At 64.1% G+C, this 18,873-nt stretch carries 18 protein-coding genes and 1 riboswitch; of the genes, 6 read left to right on the top strand and 12 right to left on the bottom strand.

The window, feature by feature from the left end; genetic code table 11:
* Nucleotides 1–5: 5 nt before the first annotated feature.
* Nucleotides 6–890 carry a LysR substrate-binding domain-containing protein gene (locus tag LQK83_RS08960; RefSeq protein ID WP_230837057.1) on the bottom strand — a complete coding sequence of 295 codons (885 nt, stop codon included), beginning with the start codon at nucleotides 888–890 and terminating at the stop codon, nucleotides 6–8.
* 142 nt (nucleotides 891–1,032) lie between these two features.
* Here LQK83_RS08960 and amaB point away from each other — a divergent pair, with 142 nt between their 5' ends.
* From amaB to LQK83_RS08980, 4 genes are all read left to right on the top strand, one after another.
* A complete protein-coding gene (gene amaB / locus LQK83_RS08965; RefSeq protein WP_230837058.1) occupies nucleotides 1,033–2,532 on the top strand; it encodes an L-piperidine-6-carboxylate dehydrogenase in 1,500 nt (499 codons plus the stop codon).
* Nucleotides 2,522–3,808, top strand: a complete 1,287-nt coding sequence (locus LQK83_RS08970; RefSeq protein WP_230837059.1) for an NAD(P)/FAD-dependent oxidoreductase — start codon at nucleotides 2,522–2,524, stop codon at nucleotides 3,806–3,808. The genes amaB and LQK83_RS08970 overlap by 11 nt, the downstream gene beginning before the upstream one ends.
* Before the next feature lie 117 nt (nucleotides 3,809–3,925).
* A riboswitch (FMN riboswitch) is annotated at nucleotides 3,926–4,077 on the top strand.
* 129 nt (nucleotides 4,078–4,206) lie between these two features.
* Complete coding sequence (gene ribB, locus LQK83_RS08975) at nucleotides 4,207–4,863, top strand: 3,4-dihydroxy-2-butanone-4-phosphate synthase (protein ID WP_230837060.1); 657 nt, start codon at nucleotides 4,207–4,209, stop codon at nucleotides 4,861–4,863.
* 136 nt (nucleotides 4,864–4,999) lie between these two features.
* Complete coding sequence (locus LQK83_RS08980) at nucleotides 5,000–6,526, top strand: bifunctional aminoglycoside phosphotransferase/ATP-binding protein (protein WP_230837061.1); 1,527 nt, start codon at nucleotides 5,000–5,002, stop codon at nucleotides 6,524–6,526.
* A gap of 15 nt (nucleotides 6,527–6,541) precedes the next feature.
* Here LQK83_RS08980 and LQK83_RS08985 read toward each other — a convergent pair whose 3' ends face one another.
* From LQK83_RS08985 to LQK83_RS09005, 5 genes are all read right to left on the bottom strand, one after another.
* Nucleotides 6,542–7,864, bottom strand: a complete 1,323-nt coding sequence (locus tag LQK83_RS08985) for an ABC transporter permease (RefSeq protein ID WP_230837062.1) — start codon at nucleotides 7,862–7,864, stop codon at nucleotides 6,542–6,544.
* Nucleotides 7,861–8,544 (bottom strand): ABC transporter ATP-binding protein, encoded by a 684-nt coding sequence (locus tag LQK83_RS08990; protein ID WP_230837063.1) that lies wholly within the window; start codon nucleotides 8,542–8,544, stop codon nucleotides 7,861–7,863. The genes LQK83_RS08985 and LQK83_RS08990 overlap by 4 nt, the downstream gene beginning before the upstream one ends.
* Before the next feature lie 8 nt (nucleotides 8,545–8,552).
* Nucleotides 8,553–9,020 (bottom strand): hypothetical protein, encoded by a 468-nt coding sequence (locus tag LQK83_RS08995; RefSeq protein ID WP_442966726.1) that lies wholly within the window; start codon nucleotides 9,018–9,020, stop codon nucleotides 8,553–8,555.
* 285 nt (nucleotides 9,021–9,305) lie between these two features.
* A complete protein-coding gene (locus LQK83_RS09000) occupies nucleotides 9,306–11,057 on the bottom strand; it encodes an alkaline phosphatase (RefSeq protein ID WP_230837064.1) in 1,752 nt (583 codons plus the stop codon).
* A gap of 146 nt (nucleotides 11,058–11,203) precedes the next feature.
* Nucleotides 11,204–12,130 carry an SMP-30/gluconolactonase/LRE family protein gene (locus tag LQK83_RS09005; RefSeq protein WP_230837065.1) on the bottom strand — a complete coding sequence of 309 codons (927 nt, stop codon included), beginning with the start codon at nucleotides 12,128–12,130 and terminating at the stop codon, nucleotides 11,204–11,206.
* A 154-nt stretch (nucleotides 12,131–12,284) separates the two neighbouring features.
* On the opposite strand from LQK83_RS09005, the gene LQK83_RS09010 reads away from it, so the two are divergent.
* The gene (locus LQK83_RS09010) at nucleotides 12,285–13,049 is read left to right on the top strand and encodes an SDR family oxidoreductase (protein WP_230837066.1); all 765 of its coding nucleotides are present in this window, start codon (nucleotides 12,285–12,287) and stop codon (nucleotides 13,047–13,049) included.
* 1 nt (nucleotide 13,050) lies between these two features.
* Entirely contained in the window at nucleotides 13,051–13,551 is a 501-nt protein-coding gene (locus LQK83_RS09015) for a gluconokinase (RefSeq protein WP_230837067.1), read from the top strand.
* On the opposite strand, the gene LQK83_RS09020 is transcribed toward LQK83_RS09015, so the two are convergent.
* The 6 genes from LQK83_RS09020 to thiC form a co-directional block, all read right to left on the bottom strand.
* Complete coding sequence (locus LQK83_RS09020; RefSeq protein WP_330166271.1) at nucleotides 13,506–14,324, bottom strand: hydroxymethylpyrimidine/phosphomethylpyrimidine kinase; 819 nt, start codon at nucleotides 14,322–14,324, stop codon at nucleotides 13,506–13,508. The genes LQK83_RS09015 and LQK83_RS09020 overlap by 46 nt on opposite strands.
* Entirely contained in the window at nucleotides 14,321–14,926 is a 606-nt protein-coding gene (locus LQK83_RS09025; RefSeq protein WP_230837068.1) for a thiamine phosphate synthase, read from the bottom strand. The genes LQK83_RS09020 and LQK83_RS09025 overlap by 4 nt, the downstream gene beginning before the upstream one ends.
* Nucleotides 14,923–15,696, bottom strand: a complete 774-nt coding sequence (locus LQK83_RS09030) for a thiazole synthase (RefSeq protein ID WP_230837069.1) — start codon at nucleotides 15,694–15,696, stop codon at nucleotides 14,923–14,925. The genes LQK83_RS09025 and LQK83_RS09030 overlap by 4 nt, the downstream gene beginning before the upstream one ends.
* 1 nt (nucleotide 15,697) lies before the next feature.
* Entirely contained in the window at nucleotides 15,698–15,895 is a 198-nt protein-coding gene (thiS, locus tag LQK83_RS09035) for a sulfur carrier protein ThiS (RefSeq protein WP_230837070.1), read from the bottom strand.
* Nucleotides 15,892–16,860 carry a glycine oxidase ThiO gene (thiO, locus tag LQK83_RS09040; protein ID WP_230837071.1) on the bottom strand — a complete coding sequence of 323 codons (969 nt, stop codon included), beginning with the start codon at nucleotides 16,858–16,860 and terminating at the stop codon, nucleotides 15,892–15,894. Before thiO ends, thiS begins: the two co-directional genes overlap by 4 nt.
* Nucleotides 16,861–17,053: 193 nt before the next feature.
* On the bottom strand, nucleotides 17,054–18,862 hold the full coding sequence (gene thiC, locus LQK83_RS09045; protein WP_230837072.1) for a phosphomethylpyrimidine synthase ThiC: 1,809 nt from the start codon (nucleotides 18,860–18,862) through the stop codon (nucleotides 17,054–17,056).
* Nucleotides 18,863–18,873 lie beyond the last annotated feature (11 nt).

Raw genomic sequence — 18,873 nt, forward strand, 5'->3', positions numbered from 1 at the left:
CCTGTTCAGCCGGCCAGTTCCTTCAGGAAGGCGATGAGCGAGGCGAGGGGGCGGCTGGGCGGCTGGCCGTTCGGCCAGACGAGATAATAGCGCCCCGCAAGCGGAAGATAGTCCGCAAAGGCCGGACGAAGGCGGTCGCGCTGGAATTCGCTCTCCGCGAGATATTCCGGCAGAAGCGCCACGCCAAAGCCCAGGGCTGCTGCTTCCGCCATGGCAGTGAACTGATCAAAGAGCATGCCGCGTAGCCGGTCCGCCTCGGCACCTTGCGCCGAAAACCATTCTTCCCACGCGCCCGGGCGGCTTTCCAGATGAAGAAGCGGCATGGAGAGCAGTTCCTCCGCCGTCTTCGGTCCGTTGCCCAGAAGCTCCGGACTTGCCGCCGGGATCACGCGTTCGCGTGACAGTTCCAGATAGTCGACGCCCTGCCAGTCCTGCCCGCCATAATGGATCGCGGCATCGAATTTCTCGCGTGCGAAATCAAAGGGCGAGAGCCGCGTCGTGAGGTTGGCGGTCACATCCGGATGCTGCGCCGAAAACGCCTTCAGCCGCGGCGCAAGCCAGTGCATGCCGAAGGCAGGGAGCACCGCCAGATTGAGACTGCTGCGCGCCCCGCCGGCGCGGATCTTGAGGCTCGCGCGAGCGAGATCGTTGAGGCAGTCTCGCACCGAGCGGGCATAGTCTGCTCCGGACGGGGTCAGCGCCAGACCCTTGCCCACCCGGCGCAAGAGCGTCACGCCAATCTGTTCCTCCAGAACCTTCAATTGCCGGCTGACCGCCGAATGCGTCAGCGCTAGTTCCTCCGCCGCGGCCGTTGCCGAGCCCAGGCGATCCACGGCCTCCAGCGCTAGCAGCGAACTGATCGATGGGAGGAAGCGTCGCGGGGCCAGCATTGTGAGTTCTTCTCCAACCAATGTTCCAATTCTTCGCTCATTTCATAGTGTAGTTCGCGCTATCCTGTCAAAAATGGAAAATCACGCGACGTTCGGGCCGAGGCCTCAATGCCCGCCGGGCGCGCATAAATGGAGACAGCGGATGACGCATCAGGACATTCTTAAAGGTTGCGGCTTGACCCCGGCGGAACTCTCGGGCGGAACGCTCGCCGTTCGTTCGCCGATCGACGGGGCGGAAATCGCCCGCGTGCATGAAACGAGCGCCGACGACATGCAGGGCGTGATCGCCCGCTCGGTCGCCGCCTTCAAGGCGTGGCGCGACGTACCGGCGCCGCGTCGTGGTGAACTCGTCCGTCTGCTCGGCGAGGAACTGCGTGCGGCCAAGGCCGAACTCGGTGCTCTCGTAACACTTGAAGCCGGCAAGATCACCTCGGAAGGCCTTGGCGAAGTTCAGGAAATGATCGACATCTGCGATTTCGCCGTCGGTCTTTCCCGCCAGCTTTACGGCCTGACGATCGCCTCTGAACGTCCCGGCCACAAGATGACCGAGACCTGGCATCCGATGGGTACCTGCGGCGTCATCTCTGCCTTCAACTTCCCCGTCGCCGTGTGGAGCTGGAATGCCGCACTCGCGCTCGTCTGCGGCGATCCGGTGATCTGGAAGCCGTCTGAAAAGACACCACTGACGGCGATTGCCACGCACAAGATCATGATGCGCGCCATCGAGCGCTTCGGTTCTGATGCGCCGGAAGGCCTCTGCCAGCTCGTCATCGGCGGCGCGGCGGTCGGTGAGGCGCTGGTCGCCTCGCGCGACGTGCCGATCATTTCGGCCACCGGCTCGACCCGCATGGGCCATATCGTCGGCCCGAAGGTCATGGCGCGCTTCGGCCGCCCGATCCTCGAACTCGGCGGCAACAATGCGATGATCGTCGCCCCGTCCGCCGATCTCGACATGGCCGTCCGCGCCATCGTCTTTTCGGCCGTCGGGACGGCCGGTCAGCGCTGCACGTCGTTGCGCCGCCTCATCGTGCATCGCTCGATCAAGGACGATCTCGTCGCGCGTCTCGCCAAGGCCTATTCGTCGCTGAAGATCGGCGATCCGCGCGAGGCGGGCGTTCTGATCGGCCCGCTGGTCGAAAAGGGCGCGCTGGATGCGATGCAGGCGGCGCTTTCCAATGCGAAGGCCGAAGGCGGCAAGGTGCATGGCGGCGACGTCGTGACGTCTGGCGTTCCGGCTGGCGCCTATGCTGCGCCGGCACTCGTCGAGATGCCTTCGCAATCCGCGACCGTGAAGACCGAGACCTTTGCGCCGATCCTCTATGTTCTGACCTATGACGAACTGGACGAGGCGATCGCGCTACAGAACGATGTGCCGCAGGGCCTGTCGTCCTGCATCTTCACGCTGAACATCCGCGAAGCCGAGACATTCCTGTCCGCCTCCGGCTCGGATTGCGGCATTGCGAACGTCAATATCGGTCCGTCCGGTGCCGAAATCGGCGGGGCCTTCGGTGGCGAGAAGGAAACCGGCGGCGGGCGCGAGAGCGGCTCCGATGCCTGGAAGGGCTACATGCGCCGCCAGACCTCGACCATCAACTATTCCTCCAAACTGCCACTGGCCCAGGGAGTGAAATTTGACATCTGACCGCGGCTCCAATCTGTGGCGGGCAAGCAGCCGGGAAACCTTCTCGGCCACGCCGCTCGATCGTGATCTTTCCGTCGATCTCCTGGTGATCGGCGGCGGCTTTACCGGCAATTCGGCGGCACTGGAAGCGGCGCGGCGCGGTGCTTCGGTCGCTCTTCTGGAGGCCGAAACCGTCGGTCACGGCGGCTCGGGCCGCAATGTGGGGCTGGCGAACGCCGGCCTCTGGCTGCCGCCGGACGAGATCATTGCGCAGATGGGAGAAGCGGACGGCACGCGGCTCATCCGCGACCTCGGCGAAGCGCCGGGTCGCGTCTACGGCCTGATCGAGCGCGAGGGCATCGAGTGCGAGGCGACCCGCAAGGGCACGCTGCATCTCGCCCATTCGGACGAGGGCTTCAAGGACCTCTCCGAGCGTTTTCGCCAGGGCAACCGCCACGGTGCGCCGCTGCAATTGCTGGACGCGAGCGAGGCGGCAAAGCGGACCGGCACCAATGTCTATCACGGCGCGTTGTTCGATCCGCGCGCTGGCACGATCCAGCCGCTCTCCTATGCGCGCGGCCTTGCCCGCGCCGCGAAGGCTGCAGGGGCCGCGATTTTCGAACGCTCGCCGGTCACAGCGCTGGCGCGGGCAGGCGATCACTGGGTGGCAAGCTGCAACGGCCGCGTGGTCACTGCGAAATCGCTGCTGATCGGCACCAATGCCTACCACCTCGGGATCGAAACGCCGTTCAAGCCGGAATTCATTCCGGTCGGCTATTGCCAGTTCGCGACCGTTCCGATGCCGGCCGTCGCGCGCGAGAAGATCCTGGCTGGCGGAGAGGGCTGCTGGGACACGGCACTCGTCATGTCCTCCTTCCGCACCGATCATGCCGGCCGGATGATCGTCGGCGGCATGGGTGACAGCGAAGGACTTGGTGCGCCTTTCCATGCCAGCTGGGCGCGGCGCAAACTGAAGGCGCTGTTTCCCGAGATTGGCGATCTGCCTTTCGAGCACAGCTGGCGCGGCCGAATCGCCATGACCAGCGATCATGTTCCGAAGATTGTCGCGTTTGGTCCGAATGCTTATGCCAGTTTCGGTTACTCCGGCCGCGGCATTGGTCCGGGGACCGTGTTCGGTACGCAGGCGGCCATTGCACTTCTGGAGAACAATCCGGATACCTTGCCCGCCAAGCCCGTGCAAAGCCACAGCGAGCGGTTCGCCTCGGCGCGGGCGGCGTATTACGAATTTGGCGCGACGCTGACGCATGCGCTGCCCATCCGGGCTGCTGCCAGCTGAACAGGCTGAAAACGTATTTTGCGCGGCGGTTAAGACTTTGAGTATCCTATTTCAAGGTTGAAACGATTTTACGCGCCGTGAGTACTTGCAAAAGCCGATAAGTCCGTCTTATCTTTGTCATGTTCTCAGGGCGGGGTGAAATTCCCCACCGGCGGTATCGGGAGAAATCCTGGAGCCCGCGAGCGCTTCCGTTACGCCAGTGGCGGAAGGTCAGCAGATCCGGTGAGATGCCGGAGCCGACGGTATAGTCCGGATGGAAGAGGATCGCGCGGAAGCCTTCGACTGCTATCAGTCGAGGTGTGACCGTTGCTATTCGCCCAAGGGATATTCGTGCGTTCGCTCGAAAGAGGGATCGTTTGAGATTGCCGGTTTCGGCATAACCCTTGAAAGGCATTGAAATGACTTTTGCTAAAATCGAAGACGCGGTATCGGCCATCGCACGCGGCGAGATGATCGTCGTCGTGGACGACCATGACCGTGAAAACGAAGGCGACATCCTCTTCGCGTCCGAGCACGCGACGCCGGAAAAGATCGCCTTCATGATGAACCATGCGCGCGGCCTCATCTGTGTGCCGATGACGGGCGAACGCCTCGACGCGCTCGACCTGCCGCCGATGGTGCCGCGCAATACGGAATCGATGCAGACGGCCTTCACCGTCTCGGTCGATTACATTCCCGGCACCTCGACCGGCATTTCCGCCGCCGACCGCGCCGCGACCATTCAGGCGCTGGTGGACGAGACGGTAAAGCCGGCCGACTTCGCCCGCCCGGGCCATATTTTCCCGCTTCGCGCCGTGCCGGAAGGCGTTCTGCGCCGTCCAGGTCACACGGAAGCTGCGATCGATCTGTGCAAGCTCGCTGGTCTCAAGCCCTCGGGCGTGATCTGTGAGATCGCCAAGGATGACGGCACGATGGCCCGCCTGCCGGACCTCGAAATCTTCGCTGAGAAGCACGGTCTGAAGCTGATCGCCATCGAGGACCTCGTCGCCTATATCAAGGCGAAGAACCTCATCTCGGCGACGGCCAATGACGAAGACCTGCTCGAAGCCGTCTGATCTCGACTGAATAGTCCTTGTCCAAGCCCGGCAGGATTTGCCGGGCTTGACATGTGTCATGGCGCCCCCATCCTCCCTCTGCCAGATTTCCGACCGCAAGACCCGTTAACCTATCGGGCTTGCGAGCGGAGGATGCATGATTACCGACGATCAGAAGGCCGTCACCTCATTCCTGAGAGACGCTACATCCTACGGGCTCTCCGGTCCTGTCGAAGTGATGGAAACCCATATCTCGCGCATCTTTCTCGTCGCCGACCGCGCCTTCAAGATGAAGCGCGCGGTGAAACTTCCCTATGTCGATTTCTCCACGCCCGCGCTTCGGGTCGCAGCCTGCGAGAAGGAGCGGATGCTCAATGCGCGCACGACGGCGGAGCTCTATCTCGGTGTCCGGCAAATCTACCGAACCGCCGATGGCCGCCTGTCCTTTGCCGGGCCGGGCGAGGTGGTCGATGCCGTGGTCGAAATGAAGCGTTTCGACCAGTCGGCGCTGTTCGACCGCATGGCAATGGAGGGCGAGCTGACGCCCGCGCTGATGACGGATGTTGCGCGGATGGTGGCTGCGTTTCATGCCGGTGCGCCGGTCGTCGAAGAGGGCGGGGCGGCCAATATCCGTGGTGTGCTCGACATCAACAAGGCGGGCTTTGCCACGAGCACGGTCTTTTCGGGTGAAGAACAGACGGCCATCGACCATCTGTTCCGCTTGCGTCTGGACGACATCGCCGCGCATCTCGACCGCCGCGCCAAAGGCGGCAAGATCCGCCTCTGCCACGGCGATCTGCATCTGCGCAATCTCTGCCTGCTCGACGGCAAGCCGCGTCTCTTCGACTGCATCGATTTCAACGACCGCATCGCGACCATCGACGTTCTCTACGATCTCGCCTTTCTCGTCATGGACCTCTGGCATCGTGGCCTGAAGGATCACGCGAACCTCGTCGCCAACCGCTATTGCGATGCGGCGGGCGAGGAGGAGGGCTTTGCGCTCCTGCCGTTCTTCACGGCGCTGCGCGCGGCCGTGCGCGCCCATGTAACGGCGACGCAGGCCGAGGAGGCGGGTGGTGATGAGCGCTTGTCGGCCTCGGCACGCTCCTATTACGATCTCGCGATAGAGACGCTTCAGCGAGCTTCGCCCCGCCTGATCGCCATCGGCGGTTTCAGCGGCTCGGGCAAGTCGACCGTGGCGGATGGGCTGGCGGCGCATCTTGGACCGCCCCCCGGCGCGCGGCTGATCGAGAGCGACCGCGTGCGCAAGGCGCTGCACGGCGTTTCGCCGGAAACCCGGCTCGATGCGTCCACCTACAGTCCTGAAATGTCCGCGCGGGTTTATGCGGAGATGGCGCGCCGCGCCGGCGCGGTGCTGCAGGCGGGGGCATGTGTCGTGGCCGATGCCGTCCACGATCGTGCCGAGCGTCGCGCGGCGATCGAACAGGCCGCGCGGGATGCAGGCGTGCCCTTCACCGGCATCTGGCTTGATGCGCCGGCGGACGTGTTGCGGGCGCGGGTCGCGGCCCGACCGAGCGGCCAGTCGGATGCGACGCCGGATGTGCTGGAAAAGCAGCTCGCCAAGGGTGCCGGCGAACTAACGTGGCAAATCGTGGATGCCACGCGCCCGGTCGATGCCCTGATCGACGAGATCATACGGCTTGCTTTGCGTGGTCCGCGCTAGGTCGCGCCCGGCAGATTATCCTCGCAAGGCGCTGGCCGGCGGCTGGCGATAGGCGATGATGGCGGGGAGCGCGCAGAGCAGGGCCGAGGCGATCAGCAGAATGCTGATGCTCGTCATGTCCTCCGGTGCGAAGCCGACCGGCATGTGGAAGCCGCTGTCGGCGGCAAGCCGCGCTGCAATCACGCGGGCGGCGAGATAGCCGAGGACGAGGCCAGCCATGATGCCTGTGGCGACGAGCCCGAAGAGTTCCAGCCAGACGATGCCGAAGACCGCTTCGCGCGGCGCCCCGAAGGCGCGCAGCGCGCCAATCTGCTTGCGGCGCTGGCCGATATGCATGACGATGACGAGGATCAGCGCCGCGCCCACCAGCAATTGCGCGCCAGCGGCGACGGCCGAGAGCACCTGTTTCACATCGCCAAGCGTCGCATAGAGCGTCGTCAGGACCTCGCCGGGGAAGACTGCAAGCGTGGCGTCCTTGCGATATTGCTGGCGCAGCTTGTAGGCATCGGCAATCGATTTCGGCTTCACGACCACAGCCGGCAGGTCCGGCAATTCGCCCTGCCATTGCTCGTTGATCGCCTGGTTGGGATCGATGGCGTGGTGCTCGTGTTCGTCGTGGCCATCGTGGTCGTCATGACCGGCGGGCTCTTTGGCGTCAGCGGGCTTCGCGGCGTCAGCGCCTGCGGCCGCATGATCGTGGTCATGCTCGTCCGCGTCGCCATCATCGTGATGGTGGCCGAGGCCGTGGATGTCCCACACGGCCCGGATCGGAACGAGGATCGCCTTGTCCCAGGCGCTGCCCGTCGGCTTCAACCGGCCGACAACGGTATAGGCGAGTTCCGTATGCGTATGTCCGCCTTCGCCGAGCGTGCCATGCATCGGCTTCACCGTCGAACCCATCGGCAGCTTCACGTCCGCGCCGATGACCGCCTCGCCCTCGCGGGCGAAGATCGCGCCTTCGGAGACGCCGGCGGAAAGGTTCTTCACCAGTGTTGTGGTCGTTCCGACGATGGGCGACGTGCCGAAGAAATCGCCGAAACCGATGGGGGCTGCCCAGGCAACGCGCGGATCGGCTTCCAGATCGCTCAAAACCTTGCCTGTCATCAGCGGCAGCGCCGAGGGCTGCAGGAAAACGGAAGAAAGGACAAGCTGCGTCTCCGAGCCGGCGGCACCCACGATCAGGTCGAATTTCTCCGCCGCGCGGGCCGAGCCGAGGCGTAGCGCGCGCTCCTGGAGCGTCACGGCGACGCCGAGAGCCACGGCGAGCGCCACGATGGCGGCGATGAAGAAGGCGCCGAGGCGGAAGCGGTTGAGATCGGCGAGAATGAAGCGGATCATGCGGCCACCTGCGCGTCTGCCTGGGCGATACGGCCGCCGACAAGGCGGATGCGATTGTCGAAGCGTTCGATCAGCGCCGGATCATGCGAAACGACCATGAGGGTCGAACCCTCGCGCTCCGCCAGCGTCACGATGAGTTCGGCGACCTGCGCGCCGCTCTCGCTGTCGAGGCTGGCGGTCGGTTCGTCGGCGATGATGACGGCGGGTTTGCGCACGATGGCGCGCGCCACAGCCACGCGCTGCATTTCGCCGCGCGACATGGTCTCGACCTTCTGCTCCGGGCGGGAGAGGCCCACAATAGTTAGGAGTTCCCGCGCGCGCTCCACTGTCGCGGCATTCGCGACGCGGGCGAGGCGCGCGGGAAGAAGAATGTTGTCGAGCGCCGAAAGCCCCTCGAAGAGATGGAAATCCTGCATGACGAGGCCGATCGTCTCGCCGCGCCAGCGGTCGCGTCGGCTTTCGGAGAGGCTGGCAATGTCGGTGCCGCCCCAGCGGATCGTCCCCTTCTTCAGGCGTTCGAGCCCGGTCAGGATATTGACCAGTGTGCTCTTGCCGGAGCCTGAAGCGCCGGTGACGGCGAGATGGCCGCCGGCGGGAAGATGAAAGCTGTCGATGGAAAGCGCGGGGGTGGCAAGGCCTGGGAAGGTGACTTCTACCGCCTCGATGGAAAGGTCTAGCATGATGGTCCTCAAGCCGCGCGGAAGCGTGCGTCGCGGATGCGCAGGCGGCTTAAGAAACCCGTGTCCGGGTCGGTCCATGAGCCGAGTTCCAGCGTGCCATCGACCGAAATGCGGGTGCCCCCGGGCAGGAATGTCTGTTTGCCGCCGAGATAGATGACAACGATATTGTCCGGCCAGTCGGCATCCGACGAGCAGAACGGGCAGAGCGCCATCGGGATTTCGGTGAGCACGAAGAAATTGGCTTCGGCCTTGAGCGGCGGCGCCATGAAGCCTTCCATGGAGACCGGCTTGCCGGCGAGCGCCTTGATCCTGTCGGAATATTCGAGGCCGAGGACGCCGAACTTGCTGTAGAGCTGACCGAAGGAGATCGGTTCGGCAGCTGCCGCTGGTCTTGCGATCACGGACAGTGCGCCTGCAACCGTCATACTGACGAACGCACGCCGGTTGGCGTATCCGTTTGAGGTGTGGAGTTTCATCGAAACCTCCCGAGACTAACGTCCATTGGTTAGGCTAATCCCGAACGTGTTCTGTCCGGGATCTGCATTGGTGGAACTGCATCACAGAGGACATTGTCCAACTGCGTGCGGGGCTTTCCCCTCACCCCGCCTCCGCTTCGCTCGGCGGACCTCTCCCCGGCGGGGCGAGGGGGCCGAGACGTTGCGGCATGATCTCTTCTCCCCATCGGGGAGAAGGTGCCGGCAGGCGGATGAGGGGGTGGCGAAGACACGGCAGGTGTGCCTTTTACCCTGTCCGCTCGAAGATTACTTCGCGGGCGCGCCCATGGCAAAGGTATCGGCGAGCACCTTGTAGACGTCGCTTTCTTCCATATAGCCCTTGAAGCCTTCGGCGCCGGGGCCTGCCGATTGCAGGACAACGTCGTCAACGGCGTGAACGCCGGTGTCTTCGTCGCGCGGCAGGTTGCCTTCAACGAGAACGGCACCCGGAATGTCCTTGTAGGCCGGGTTGGCGACATACTGGCCCTTGTCGTTCTTCACGGCCGGCTCGAACGGGCCGTCAAGCTTCGGCTTGAAGGTCTCGTAATGGTCCGGGCCGTTATTGCCGAAGACGGCGAGGTGCTTGGTGACGGCGATCGAGTCCGGATAGCCGTCGCCATCCTTGTCCTCGTAGTTCGGGAAGCCGGCCTTTTCATAGGTGCCGACGCGCTCGCGGCCTTCGGTCGCTTCCTTCGTGTCATCGATCGTGCCGATGATCGAAACGCCGTGGGTGTGGTCGCCGGTAACGACGATCAGCGTGTCGGGGTGCGTCTTCTGGAAGTCGCGGGCAACGGCGACGGCATGGTCGAATTCGACCGTGTCGAAGATCGCGCGGTCCCAGTCGAGCGGGTGGCTCGCCTTGTCGATGTCGGAACCTTCGATCATGAGGAAGAAGCCTTCCGGGTTCTTCGACAGGTTGTCCAGCGCAACCTTGGTCATGTCGACGAGGCCGGGCTGCTTCGGGAACTTGTCGACGGTGCCCTTCTTCAGCTGCATGCGGTCAACGGCATAATCCATGTTGCCGGTGTGGAAGAGGCCGAGGATCTTGCCGGTATTGGTGCCGGCAGCGGTCTGCAGCTCGTCCTTGTCGGTGGCCAGCGTGTAGCCGGCATCCTTGAACAGCTTGATATAGTCCTTGTCGTCCTTGCGCTTGGAACCCGGAACATCCTTGGACAGGAAGTAGGCCGAGCCACCACCGAGAACGACATCCGGCTTGACGTCGAACATCATGCCGACGATTTCGGCCTTGTCGGCGCGGCGGCGGGTGTGAGAGACGACAGCGGCCGGCGTTGCGTCTTCCAGTTCGGACAAGGCAACGATACCGATCGACTTCTTGGTCGTGCGGCGAACGGCTTCGGCGATGTTTTCGACCTTCGGGTCGTCAAGGCTTGAAGGCGTACGGTCGGCGTAGACACCGAGCGCATTGATGGCCGTCTTGTGGCCGGTCATGTAGGCCGACATGGTGTTGGCCGAGTCCGTGGCGATGGCGTTGGTCGACGAGGTGCCGATGAAGGCCATGTGGTCGAGATCGTCCATGGCGAGACGACCGTTTGCCTTGCCTTCCGTCATCCCCTTAGACATCAGGCGGGCACCGGTGCGATGCGCGACGGACATGCCGTCGCCGAGCATGAAGATGATGTTCTTGGCCTTCGGCAGGGCAGAGGTTTCAAAGACGTCCCAGGTGACAGTCTTGGTTTCGTTGCCGGCGGTGACGGCGACGTCATACTTGCCGGGCTTGGTGATCTTGGCGTTGCGCAGGATCACGGCAGAGCCGAGGACCTTGTCGTCCTTGCCCTTCTCTTCGGCGACGAAATCCCCCTTGCCGAGAACGGTCGTGTAATCCTGGCCGTTGACGGTGATCTTGACGTCTTCCGGCTTCACGACAGAGTTGAACTCGACCTTGAAGTCGAACGGCGAGCCGACGAGAATCGTTGCCCGGCTGAGCGGGTAAACGGTGGCGGCCTGAGCGGCGCCGGCCAGCATGGTTGCTGCGGCGAGTGTGGTGAGAAGCTTGCGCATGGGTCCCTCCTGTACGCTGTTTCACAGCAAAGCGGTTAAAGGGGCCATATGACACTTGCATGAAAACGCTGAAAAACAGTCCCGCGACTGCGCGTTTTTATGTTTATTCTAAGTAATACTATAACATTACTCTGATCGAATTATGCTCAGCCGAGTTTGCAGCCGTTCACCGTCAGGTAAACCGCGTAGAGCGACGTGGTCGCCGTGATGAACAGGCGATTGCGCTTCGGGCCGCCGAAGGTCACGTTGGAGACGATCTCGGGCAGGCGGATTTTCCCGATCAGCGTGCCGTCCGGATCGTAACAGTGCACGCCATCGCCGGCGGAGGTCCAGATGCGCCCGGCGCGGTCGAGGCGGAAGCCGTCGAAAAGACCGGCCGTACATGTGGCGAAGACACCGAGATCGGTGAGGGCGTATTGTGGTCCCACGGCGAATTTCCGGATGTGGCGGGGGCCATCTTCGAGATGCGAGGCGCCGGTGTCGGCGACATAGAGCAGGTTTTCATCCGGCGAGAAAGCAAGGCCGTTCGGCTTCACGAAATCGTTCAGCACCCGCAGCGTCACACCGGTCGCAGGGTCGTGACGATAGACATGGCAGCCGCCGATTTCTTCTTCCGCTCGTTCCCCTTCGTAATCGCTTATGATGCCGTAGCTCGGATCGGTGAACCAGATCGTCCCGTCCGATTTCACGACAGCATCATTCGGCGAGTTGAACCGCTTGCCCTCGAAACGGTCGGCGAGCACCGTGATTGAGCCGTCAAACTCTGTCCGCGTCACGCGCCGGGTCAGGTGCTCGCAGGTGACCAGCCGACCGACATTGTCGACCGTGTTGCCGTTGCAATTGTTGGACGGCTGGCGAAAGGTGCTGACCGCGCCGCTCGTCTCGTCGAAGCGCATCATGCGGTTTTCGGGAATGTCGGAAAAGACGAGATAGCGGCCGGCGGCAAACCACGCCGGGCCCTCCAGCCAGCGGCCGCCGGTCCAAAGGCGCTCCACATGGGCGCTGCCGATGATGCAGTCCTTGAAGCGCGCATCGAGAATCTCGAAACCCGCTCCTTCGATCGCTCCGGCCATGACACGCCTCCCTGATTTTGTCGCTCCACCCGTGGACGAAGTGATAGACGGATCGACAACAAAAAGCCATCGTCGGGGCTGGAATGTACTTGGCGGATTCGGGCCCCGGCCTCTCCGCGTCAATGCCAGGGGTGGAACCCGGAGGGAGGTAACTATGTCGGACCTGTTTGATCTTTCCGGACGCCGCGCGCTCATCACCGGGTCGAGCCAGGGCATCGGTCTGGCGCTCGCCGCCGGACTTGCCCGCCAGGGTGCCTCCGTCATTCTCAACGGCCGCGATGCGGGTCGGGTCGAAGAGGCCTGCAAGGGGCTGACCGAACAGGGATTTGATGCAAAGCCTGCCGTGTTCGATGTGACCGACAAACCTGCGGTGGAGGCCGGTGTCGACAGGATCGAGGCAGAGATCGGCCCGATCGATATCCTGATCAACAATGCCGGCATGCAGTATCGCACGCCGCTGGAAGACTTTCCGGCCGACAAGTTCGAACTTCTGTTCAAGACGAATGTCACGAGCGTCTTCCTCGTCGGCCAGGCGGTTGCCCGCTTCATGATCAAGCGCGGCGCGGGCAAGATCATCAACATCGCCTCGGTGCAGAGCGAGCTCGCGCGGCCCTCGATCGCGCCCTATACGGCGACCAAGGGGGCGGTGAAGAACCTGACGAAGGGCATGTGCACGGACTGGGCGCGCTACGGCCTGCAGGTAAATGCGATTGCCCCAGGCTATTTCCGGACACCGCTCAATCAGGCGCTGATGGACAATGCCGAATTCAATGCCTGGCTTGAAAAGCGCACGCCAGCGGGACGCTGGGGTGATGTCGAGGAACTGATCGGCGCGGCTGTCTTCCTGGCCTCCAGGGCCTCGTCCTTCGTCAACGGCGAGACGCTGCATGTCGATGGCGGCATCACGGCGAGCCTTTGACATGACGGGGCTGCGGATTGTCGTCATGGGCGTGAGCGGTTGCGGCAAGTCCTCGATGGGCGAGGCGCTGGCGCATCGTCTCGGCCTGCCCTTCATCGAGGGCGATGCGCTGCATCCGCCCGAAAACGTTGCGAAAATGGCGGGCGGAACGCCGCTCACCGACGAGGACCGCTGGCCGTGGCTGGTCCGCGTCGGGCAGGCGTTGGCTGCCCCTCAAGGTGGGGCGATCGCCTCTTGCTCGTCGCTGAAGCGGGTCTATCGCGACATGCTGCGACGCGAGGCGGGCGACGACGTCATCTTCGTTCATCTCCACGGCAGCCGCGAGTTGCTTCTGTCTCGCATGCAGCATCGCCCCGGTCATTTCATGCCGGCGTCGCTGCTGGACAGCCAGCTTGCCACGCTGGAAGCGCCCGGTCCGGATGAAAACGCGATCCCCGTCGATTGCGCCGAGCCGCTTCATCCCGCGCTGGAGCGGGTGGCGGCGCTGATCACCGCGCGCTGACCTTCCCGAAAAGCCTGCGTGACATAGGCCTTCGCCACCCGGATTGCTGCCTCCAGATCGCGTCCGGTCGCGAGACCGCAGGCAATCGCCGAGGCGAGCATGCAGCCTGTGCCGCGCAGCTTACCGGGAAGGCGGGGGCTATCAAAGGAAAGGCTCGGTTGGTTGGGGCGAACCAGAAGGTCTCTGCAAATGCGGGCATCCAATGGATGCGCAGACCGCAGCCGCAGGTCTGACTGGTGTTCCATATCTTCCGCATGGCCGCCCTTGATCAGCGCGGCGCGGATGCCGAGTTGCAGAAGCACCTCGACAGATCGCGCGAAATCCCTGGCGCCCGTCAACAATGCCAGTTCGGGTAGGTTCGGTGTCACCAGGTCGGCACGCGGCAGCAGGCGCTCGATCATCAGGCGCCTGCCGTCCGGCTCCAGCAGGATTTTGCCGGAGGTGGAGGCGAGAACCGGGTCGAGGACGACGAGGAGGCTCGGGTGCTGTTCCAGCACCTCCGCGACCGCAGCGACGATTTCGGCAGTAGCGAGCATCCCGATCTTCACAGCGCGAACCTCGCCGCCTTCCAGCGCCGCGTCGATCTGCGCGGCGACAAGCCCCGGTTCCATCGCCTGCACCGCCAAGACGCGCCGGTCGGACTGCGCTGTCACCGCCGTTACTGCGATGGCGGCCTTGAGCCCGAAAGCCGTCACCGTCTCGACATCGCGCACGATGCCGGCCCCGCCGGAGGAATCCGAGCCGGCGACGATGAGAACCTTCGGCCCGCTCATCGCCAGCGATCCGTCTTCGCAATCCACTCCCGCGTGCGGGCTTCCGGATCGGCATTCAGCGTGATGTCGGTCACGACGGCGGCGCTGTCGGCGCCTTGCGCGAACACGCCGTCCAGCCGCTCCGGCCTCAGCCCGCCAATGGCGACGAGCGGCAAGGGCGCAACCTTGTTCTTCCAGACGCGGATGCGTTCCAGCCCCTGCGGGTCCCATTTCATCTGCTTGAGAATGGTCGGATAGATGGGCCCGAGCGCTACATAATCCGGTTTTGCAGCGAGCGCGGTTTCCAGTTCCGCCTCGTCATGTGTGGAAAGCCCGAGCTTCAGCCCGGCGGCGCGGATGGCGGCGACATCGGCTTCGACCAGATCCTCCTGCCCGAGATGGACAAAATCGCAACCTTCTTCGATGGCAATCTGCCAGTAGTCGTTGACGATCAACTGGCAGTCATGCTTGGCGCAAACGGCTTTTGCCCGTCGGATATGGGCGCGCAGCACCTCTTCCGGCTGATCCTTCATGCGCAATTGCACGAGCTTCACGCCGAGCGGCACCAGCCGCTCGATCCAGTCGGCGCTGTCGAGGATGAGATAGAACGGGTCGAGCTTCATGCGAACACGGCCTTTCCGATGACGGGGGTGGAGGGGACAGCCATGTCGCGCGGCTCCAGCAGGCCGGCGTGGTAGCCAGCGTGGCCGGCGTCGATTGCTGACGCGAAGGCGCGGGCCATGGCGACGGGGTCGGCAGCACCCGCGACGGCGGTGTTGAGAAGCACGGCGTCGTAACCAAGCTCCATCGCCTGCGCCGCATGCGATGGTCGGCCGAGACCTGCATCGACAATCAGCGGAACGTCGGGAAAATGCCCCCGCATCGAGACAAGCGATGCCGGATCGACCAGCCCGCGCGCCGAACCGATGGGGGAGGCCCAGGGCATCAGCACCTCGCAACCGGCCTCCAGCAGCTTTTCGGCGACGACGAGATCGGCGGTCGTGTAGGGAAAGACCTTGAAGCCATCCGCGCAGAGTTCTTGCGCGGCCTCGACCAGCGCGAAGACATCCGGCTGCAGCGTGTCGTGATGGCCGATGACCTCGAGCTTCACCCAGTCGGTCGCGAAGAGATCGCGCGCCATCCGGGCGGTCAGTACAGCCTCCTTCGCCGTATGGCAGCCGGCTGTGTTGGGCAGGACATGAACGCCGAGACTGCGGATCACTTCAAAGAACTGTCCGCCGCGCCCGCCGCCCGCCGTCTCGCGGCGGAGCGACACGGTGACGATTTGCGCGCCAGACGCGCGGATTGCCTCTTCCATGATGGCGGGCGAGGGGTAGCGCGCCGTGCCGAGCAGCAGGCGGGAGGAAAGTTCGGTTCCGTAAAGCGTCAGCATGTCAGCCTCCCTGTTTCGGGGCGAGGATTTCGATCCGGTCGCCGTCGTTCAGGACGGTCCGGGCGCGCTCGCCGCGCGACACGAGATCGCCATTGAGAGCGGTCGCCAGCCAGTCGCCTTCGTAGTCGAGGGCCGTGAGGAGGGCGGCGAGCGTACCGGCCTCGACCTCCTGCTGCTCGCCATTGATGATGAGTTTCATGCGGTTGCACTCCTTCGTTGCGGCTCCGCCTCAAACCGGGCGGCGAGCTCCTGAGCCAGCGCTGGGGCCATGAGGAAGCCGTGGCGGTACATTCCGTTGATCGCAAGATGCCGGCCGGAGCCGGTGATGCGCGGGATGTTGTCGGCATAGGCGGGGCGGATGCTGGTTCCGGTTTCGATCACCTCCGCCTCGCCGAAGGTGGGGTGGAGCGTATAGGCGGCGTTCAGCAGTTCCATCAGCGAGCGCACCGAGATCGGCCCGTCATGCTCGCTCTCGATCATCGTCGCGCCCACCATGAAACGCCCGTCGCCGCGCGGGACGACGTAAAGCGGGATGCGCGGATGCAGCAGCCGGACGGGGCGGGAGAGGGTGAGGTCTTGTGTTGTCAGGTAAAGCATCTCGCCGCGCACGCCGCGAAGCTGCGAGCGGGGGACGATGGCGGCGCGGCCGGTACAGTCGATGATGTGGCAGAAGGCTCGGTCATCTGCCTCATGCAGGAATTTTGCGCCCATACTGACCAGCGCCTCAAAGAGCCCCGCCAGCGCTTTGCGCGGATCGAGATGCGCCTCATCCCGGAAGAACAGGGCGCGGCGAAAGCGGCCAGCCAGCGCCGGTTCGAGCTCGGCAATGCCTGCCTCGTCCACCCACTCATGGCGGTGTGTGCGGCGGGCGAAGCGCTCCAGCTCGCTCTGGTCGCGCGGTGGGGCGACGACCAGCGTTCCCTTGCGCTCCACCAGCCCGGGCAGCGCGCACTCCCACCAGCCGATCGCTTGCGCTCCGGCCTCCACTACCACCTCCGGTGCCGTCTCGCCCTCGCACCAAGGCGCGAGCATGCCGCCGGCATAGTGGGATGCGGCCACGCCGGGAGCTTTGGGGTCGAGGAGGGTGACGGGATGACCTTTGCGGGCGAGGGCGAAGGCGGCGGTGAGCCCCGCGACGCCTGCGCCTTTGACGAGGATGGTCATGCCGCGACCCTTTCGGACCTGAGCAAGGATCGCCCCTCCCCAACCCTCCCCACAAGGGGGAGGGAGAGCGGGCGCTGTGCCACAATCCTTGTTGCCGCGCTCAATGTAGGGTGAGGCCGCGCCTTTGACCGTCTCCCCCCTTGTGGGGGAGATGGCGGCAGCCAGAGGGGGACTTGCGTCAGACGCAGGTACATCACGCCTCACCCTCCACCGGCATGTACAAGTCCCCGCCCTCGCGGAATTTGGCCGCCATCGCCTCCATGCCCTCCTTCTGCGCCTCGGCGCGGATATCGTGGGAAATCCGCATGGAGCAGAATTTCGGGCCGCACATGGAGCAGAAATGAGCGACCTTGTGGGCTTCCTTGGGAAGCGTTTCGTCATGCATGGAGCGCGCGGTTTCTGGGTCAAGCGAGAGGTTGAACTGGTCCTCCCAGCGGAACTCGAAGCGTGCGCGCGACAGCGCGTCGTCCCGCAGCCTTGCGCCCGGATGGCCCTTGGCAAGATCGGCGGCATGCGCTGCGATCTTGTAGGTGATGACGCCGGTCTTCACGTCGTTGCGGTCGGGGAGGCCGAGATGCTCCTTCGGCGTGACGTAGCAGAGCATCGCCGTGCCGAACCAGCCGATCATCGCGGCGCCGATGGCCGAGGTGATATGGTCGTAGCCCGGGGCGATATCGGTTGTCAGCGGCCCGAGCGTGTAGAACGGGGCCTCGCCGCAATGCTCAAGCTGCTTGTCCATATTCTCCTTGATCTTGTGCATCGGCACATGGCCGGGGCCTTCGATCATCACCTGGCAATCCCGGCCCCAAGCGATCTGCGTCAGCTCGCCCAGCGTTTCCAGTTCGGCGAACTGCGCCGCGTCATTGGCATCGGCCAGCGAGCCGGGGCGCAGACCGTCGCCGAGCGAGAAGGAGACATCGTAGGCTCTGCAGATGTCGCAGATTTCCTCGAAATGCTCATAGAGGAAGCTTTCGCGATGATGCGCCAGACACCACTTGGCCATGATCGAGCCGCCGCGCGAGACGATGCCCGTCACCCGCTGCACGGTCAGCGGGATATAGGCGAGCCGCACGCCGGCATGAATGGTGAAATAGTCCACACCCTGTTCGGCCTGTTCGATCAGCGTGTCGCGGAAGACCTCCCAGGAGAGGTCCTCGGCGATGCCGTTCACCTTTTCCAGCGCCTGATAGAGCGGCACGGTGCCGATCGGCACGGGCGAATTGCGGATGATCCATTCGCGGATATTGTGGATGTTGCGGCCGGTGGAGAGGTCCATGACCGTGTCGGCACCCCAGCGCGTCGCCCAGACCATTTTCTCGACTTCCTCCGCCATGGAGGAGGTGACGGCGGAATTGCCGATATTGGCGTTGATCTTGACCAGGAAATTGCGGCCGATGATCATCGGCTCGGCTTCCGGGTGGTTGATGTTGGAGGGGATGATGGCGCGTCCGCGCGCGATCTCCTCGCGAACGAATTCGGGTGTGACGAAATCCGGGATCGCCGCGCCGAAATTCTCGCCGCCGTGAGACGCAATGGCCGCCTTGCGGCCCAGGTTCTCGCGGATGGCGGCGAATTCCATTTCCGGCGTGACGATGCCGGCGCGCGCATAGGCCATCTGCGTGACGGCCTTGCCGGCGAGCGCCCGGCGTGGCTTCGGCAGGTTCGGAAATTCCGGCGTCAACCGTTCGCCTTGCGCAAAGCCGTTATCCTCAGGCTTCACGACGCGACCGTCATAGCTTTCCGTATCGCCGCGCGCGGCAATCCAGGTTTCGCGCAGACGCGGGAGACCTTTCTCGATGTCGATCACCTGCGCGGGATCGGTATAGGCACCGGAAGAATCGTAGACCGTTACCGGCGGCTCGCCGGCGGTCGGATGAACTGAGATTTCGCGCATCGGCACCTGGACGCAGGGGTGGATTTCACCCGCGTGGAAGACCTTTTGCGAGGCGGGGAGCGCCCCTTGCGTGACGACGGGGGTGAGATTGGTTGCGGCAATATTCATTCTTGAGGCTC

The organism is Rhizobium sp. C1 (genome assembly GCF_021026335.1).
Lineage (GTDB): Bacteria > Pseudomonadota > Alphaproteobacteria > Rhizobiales > Rhizobiaceae > Ensifer_A.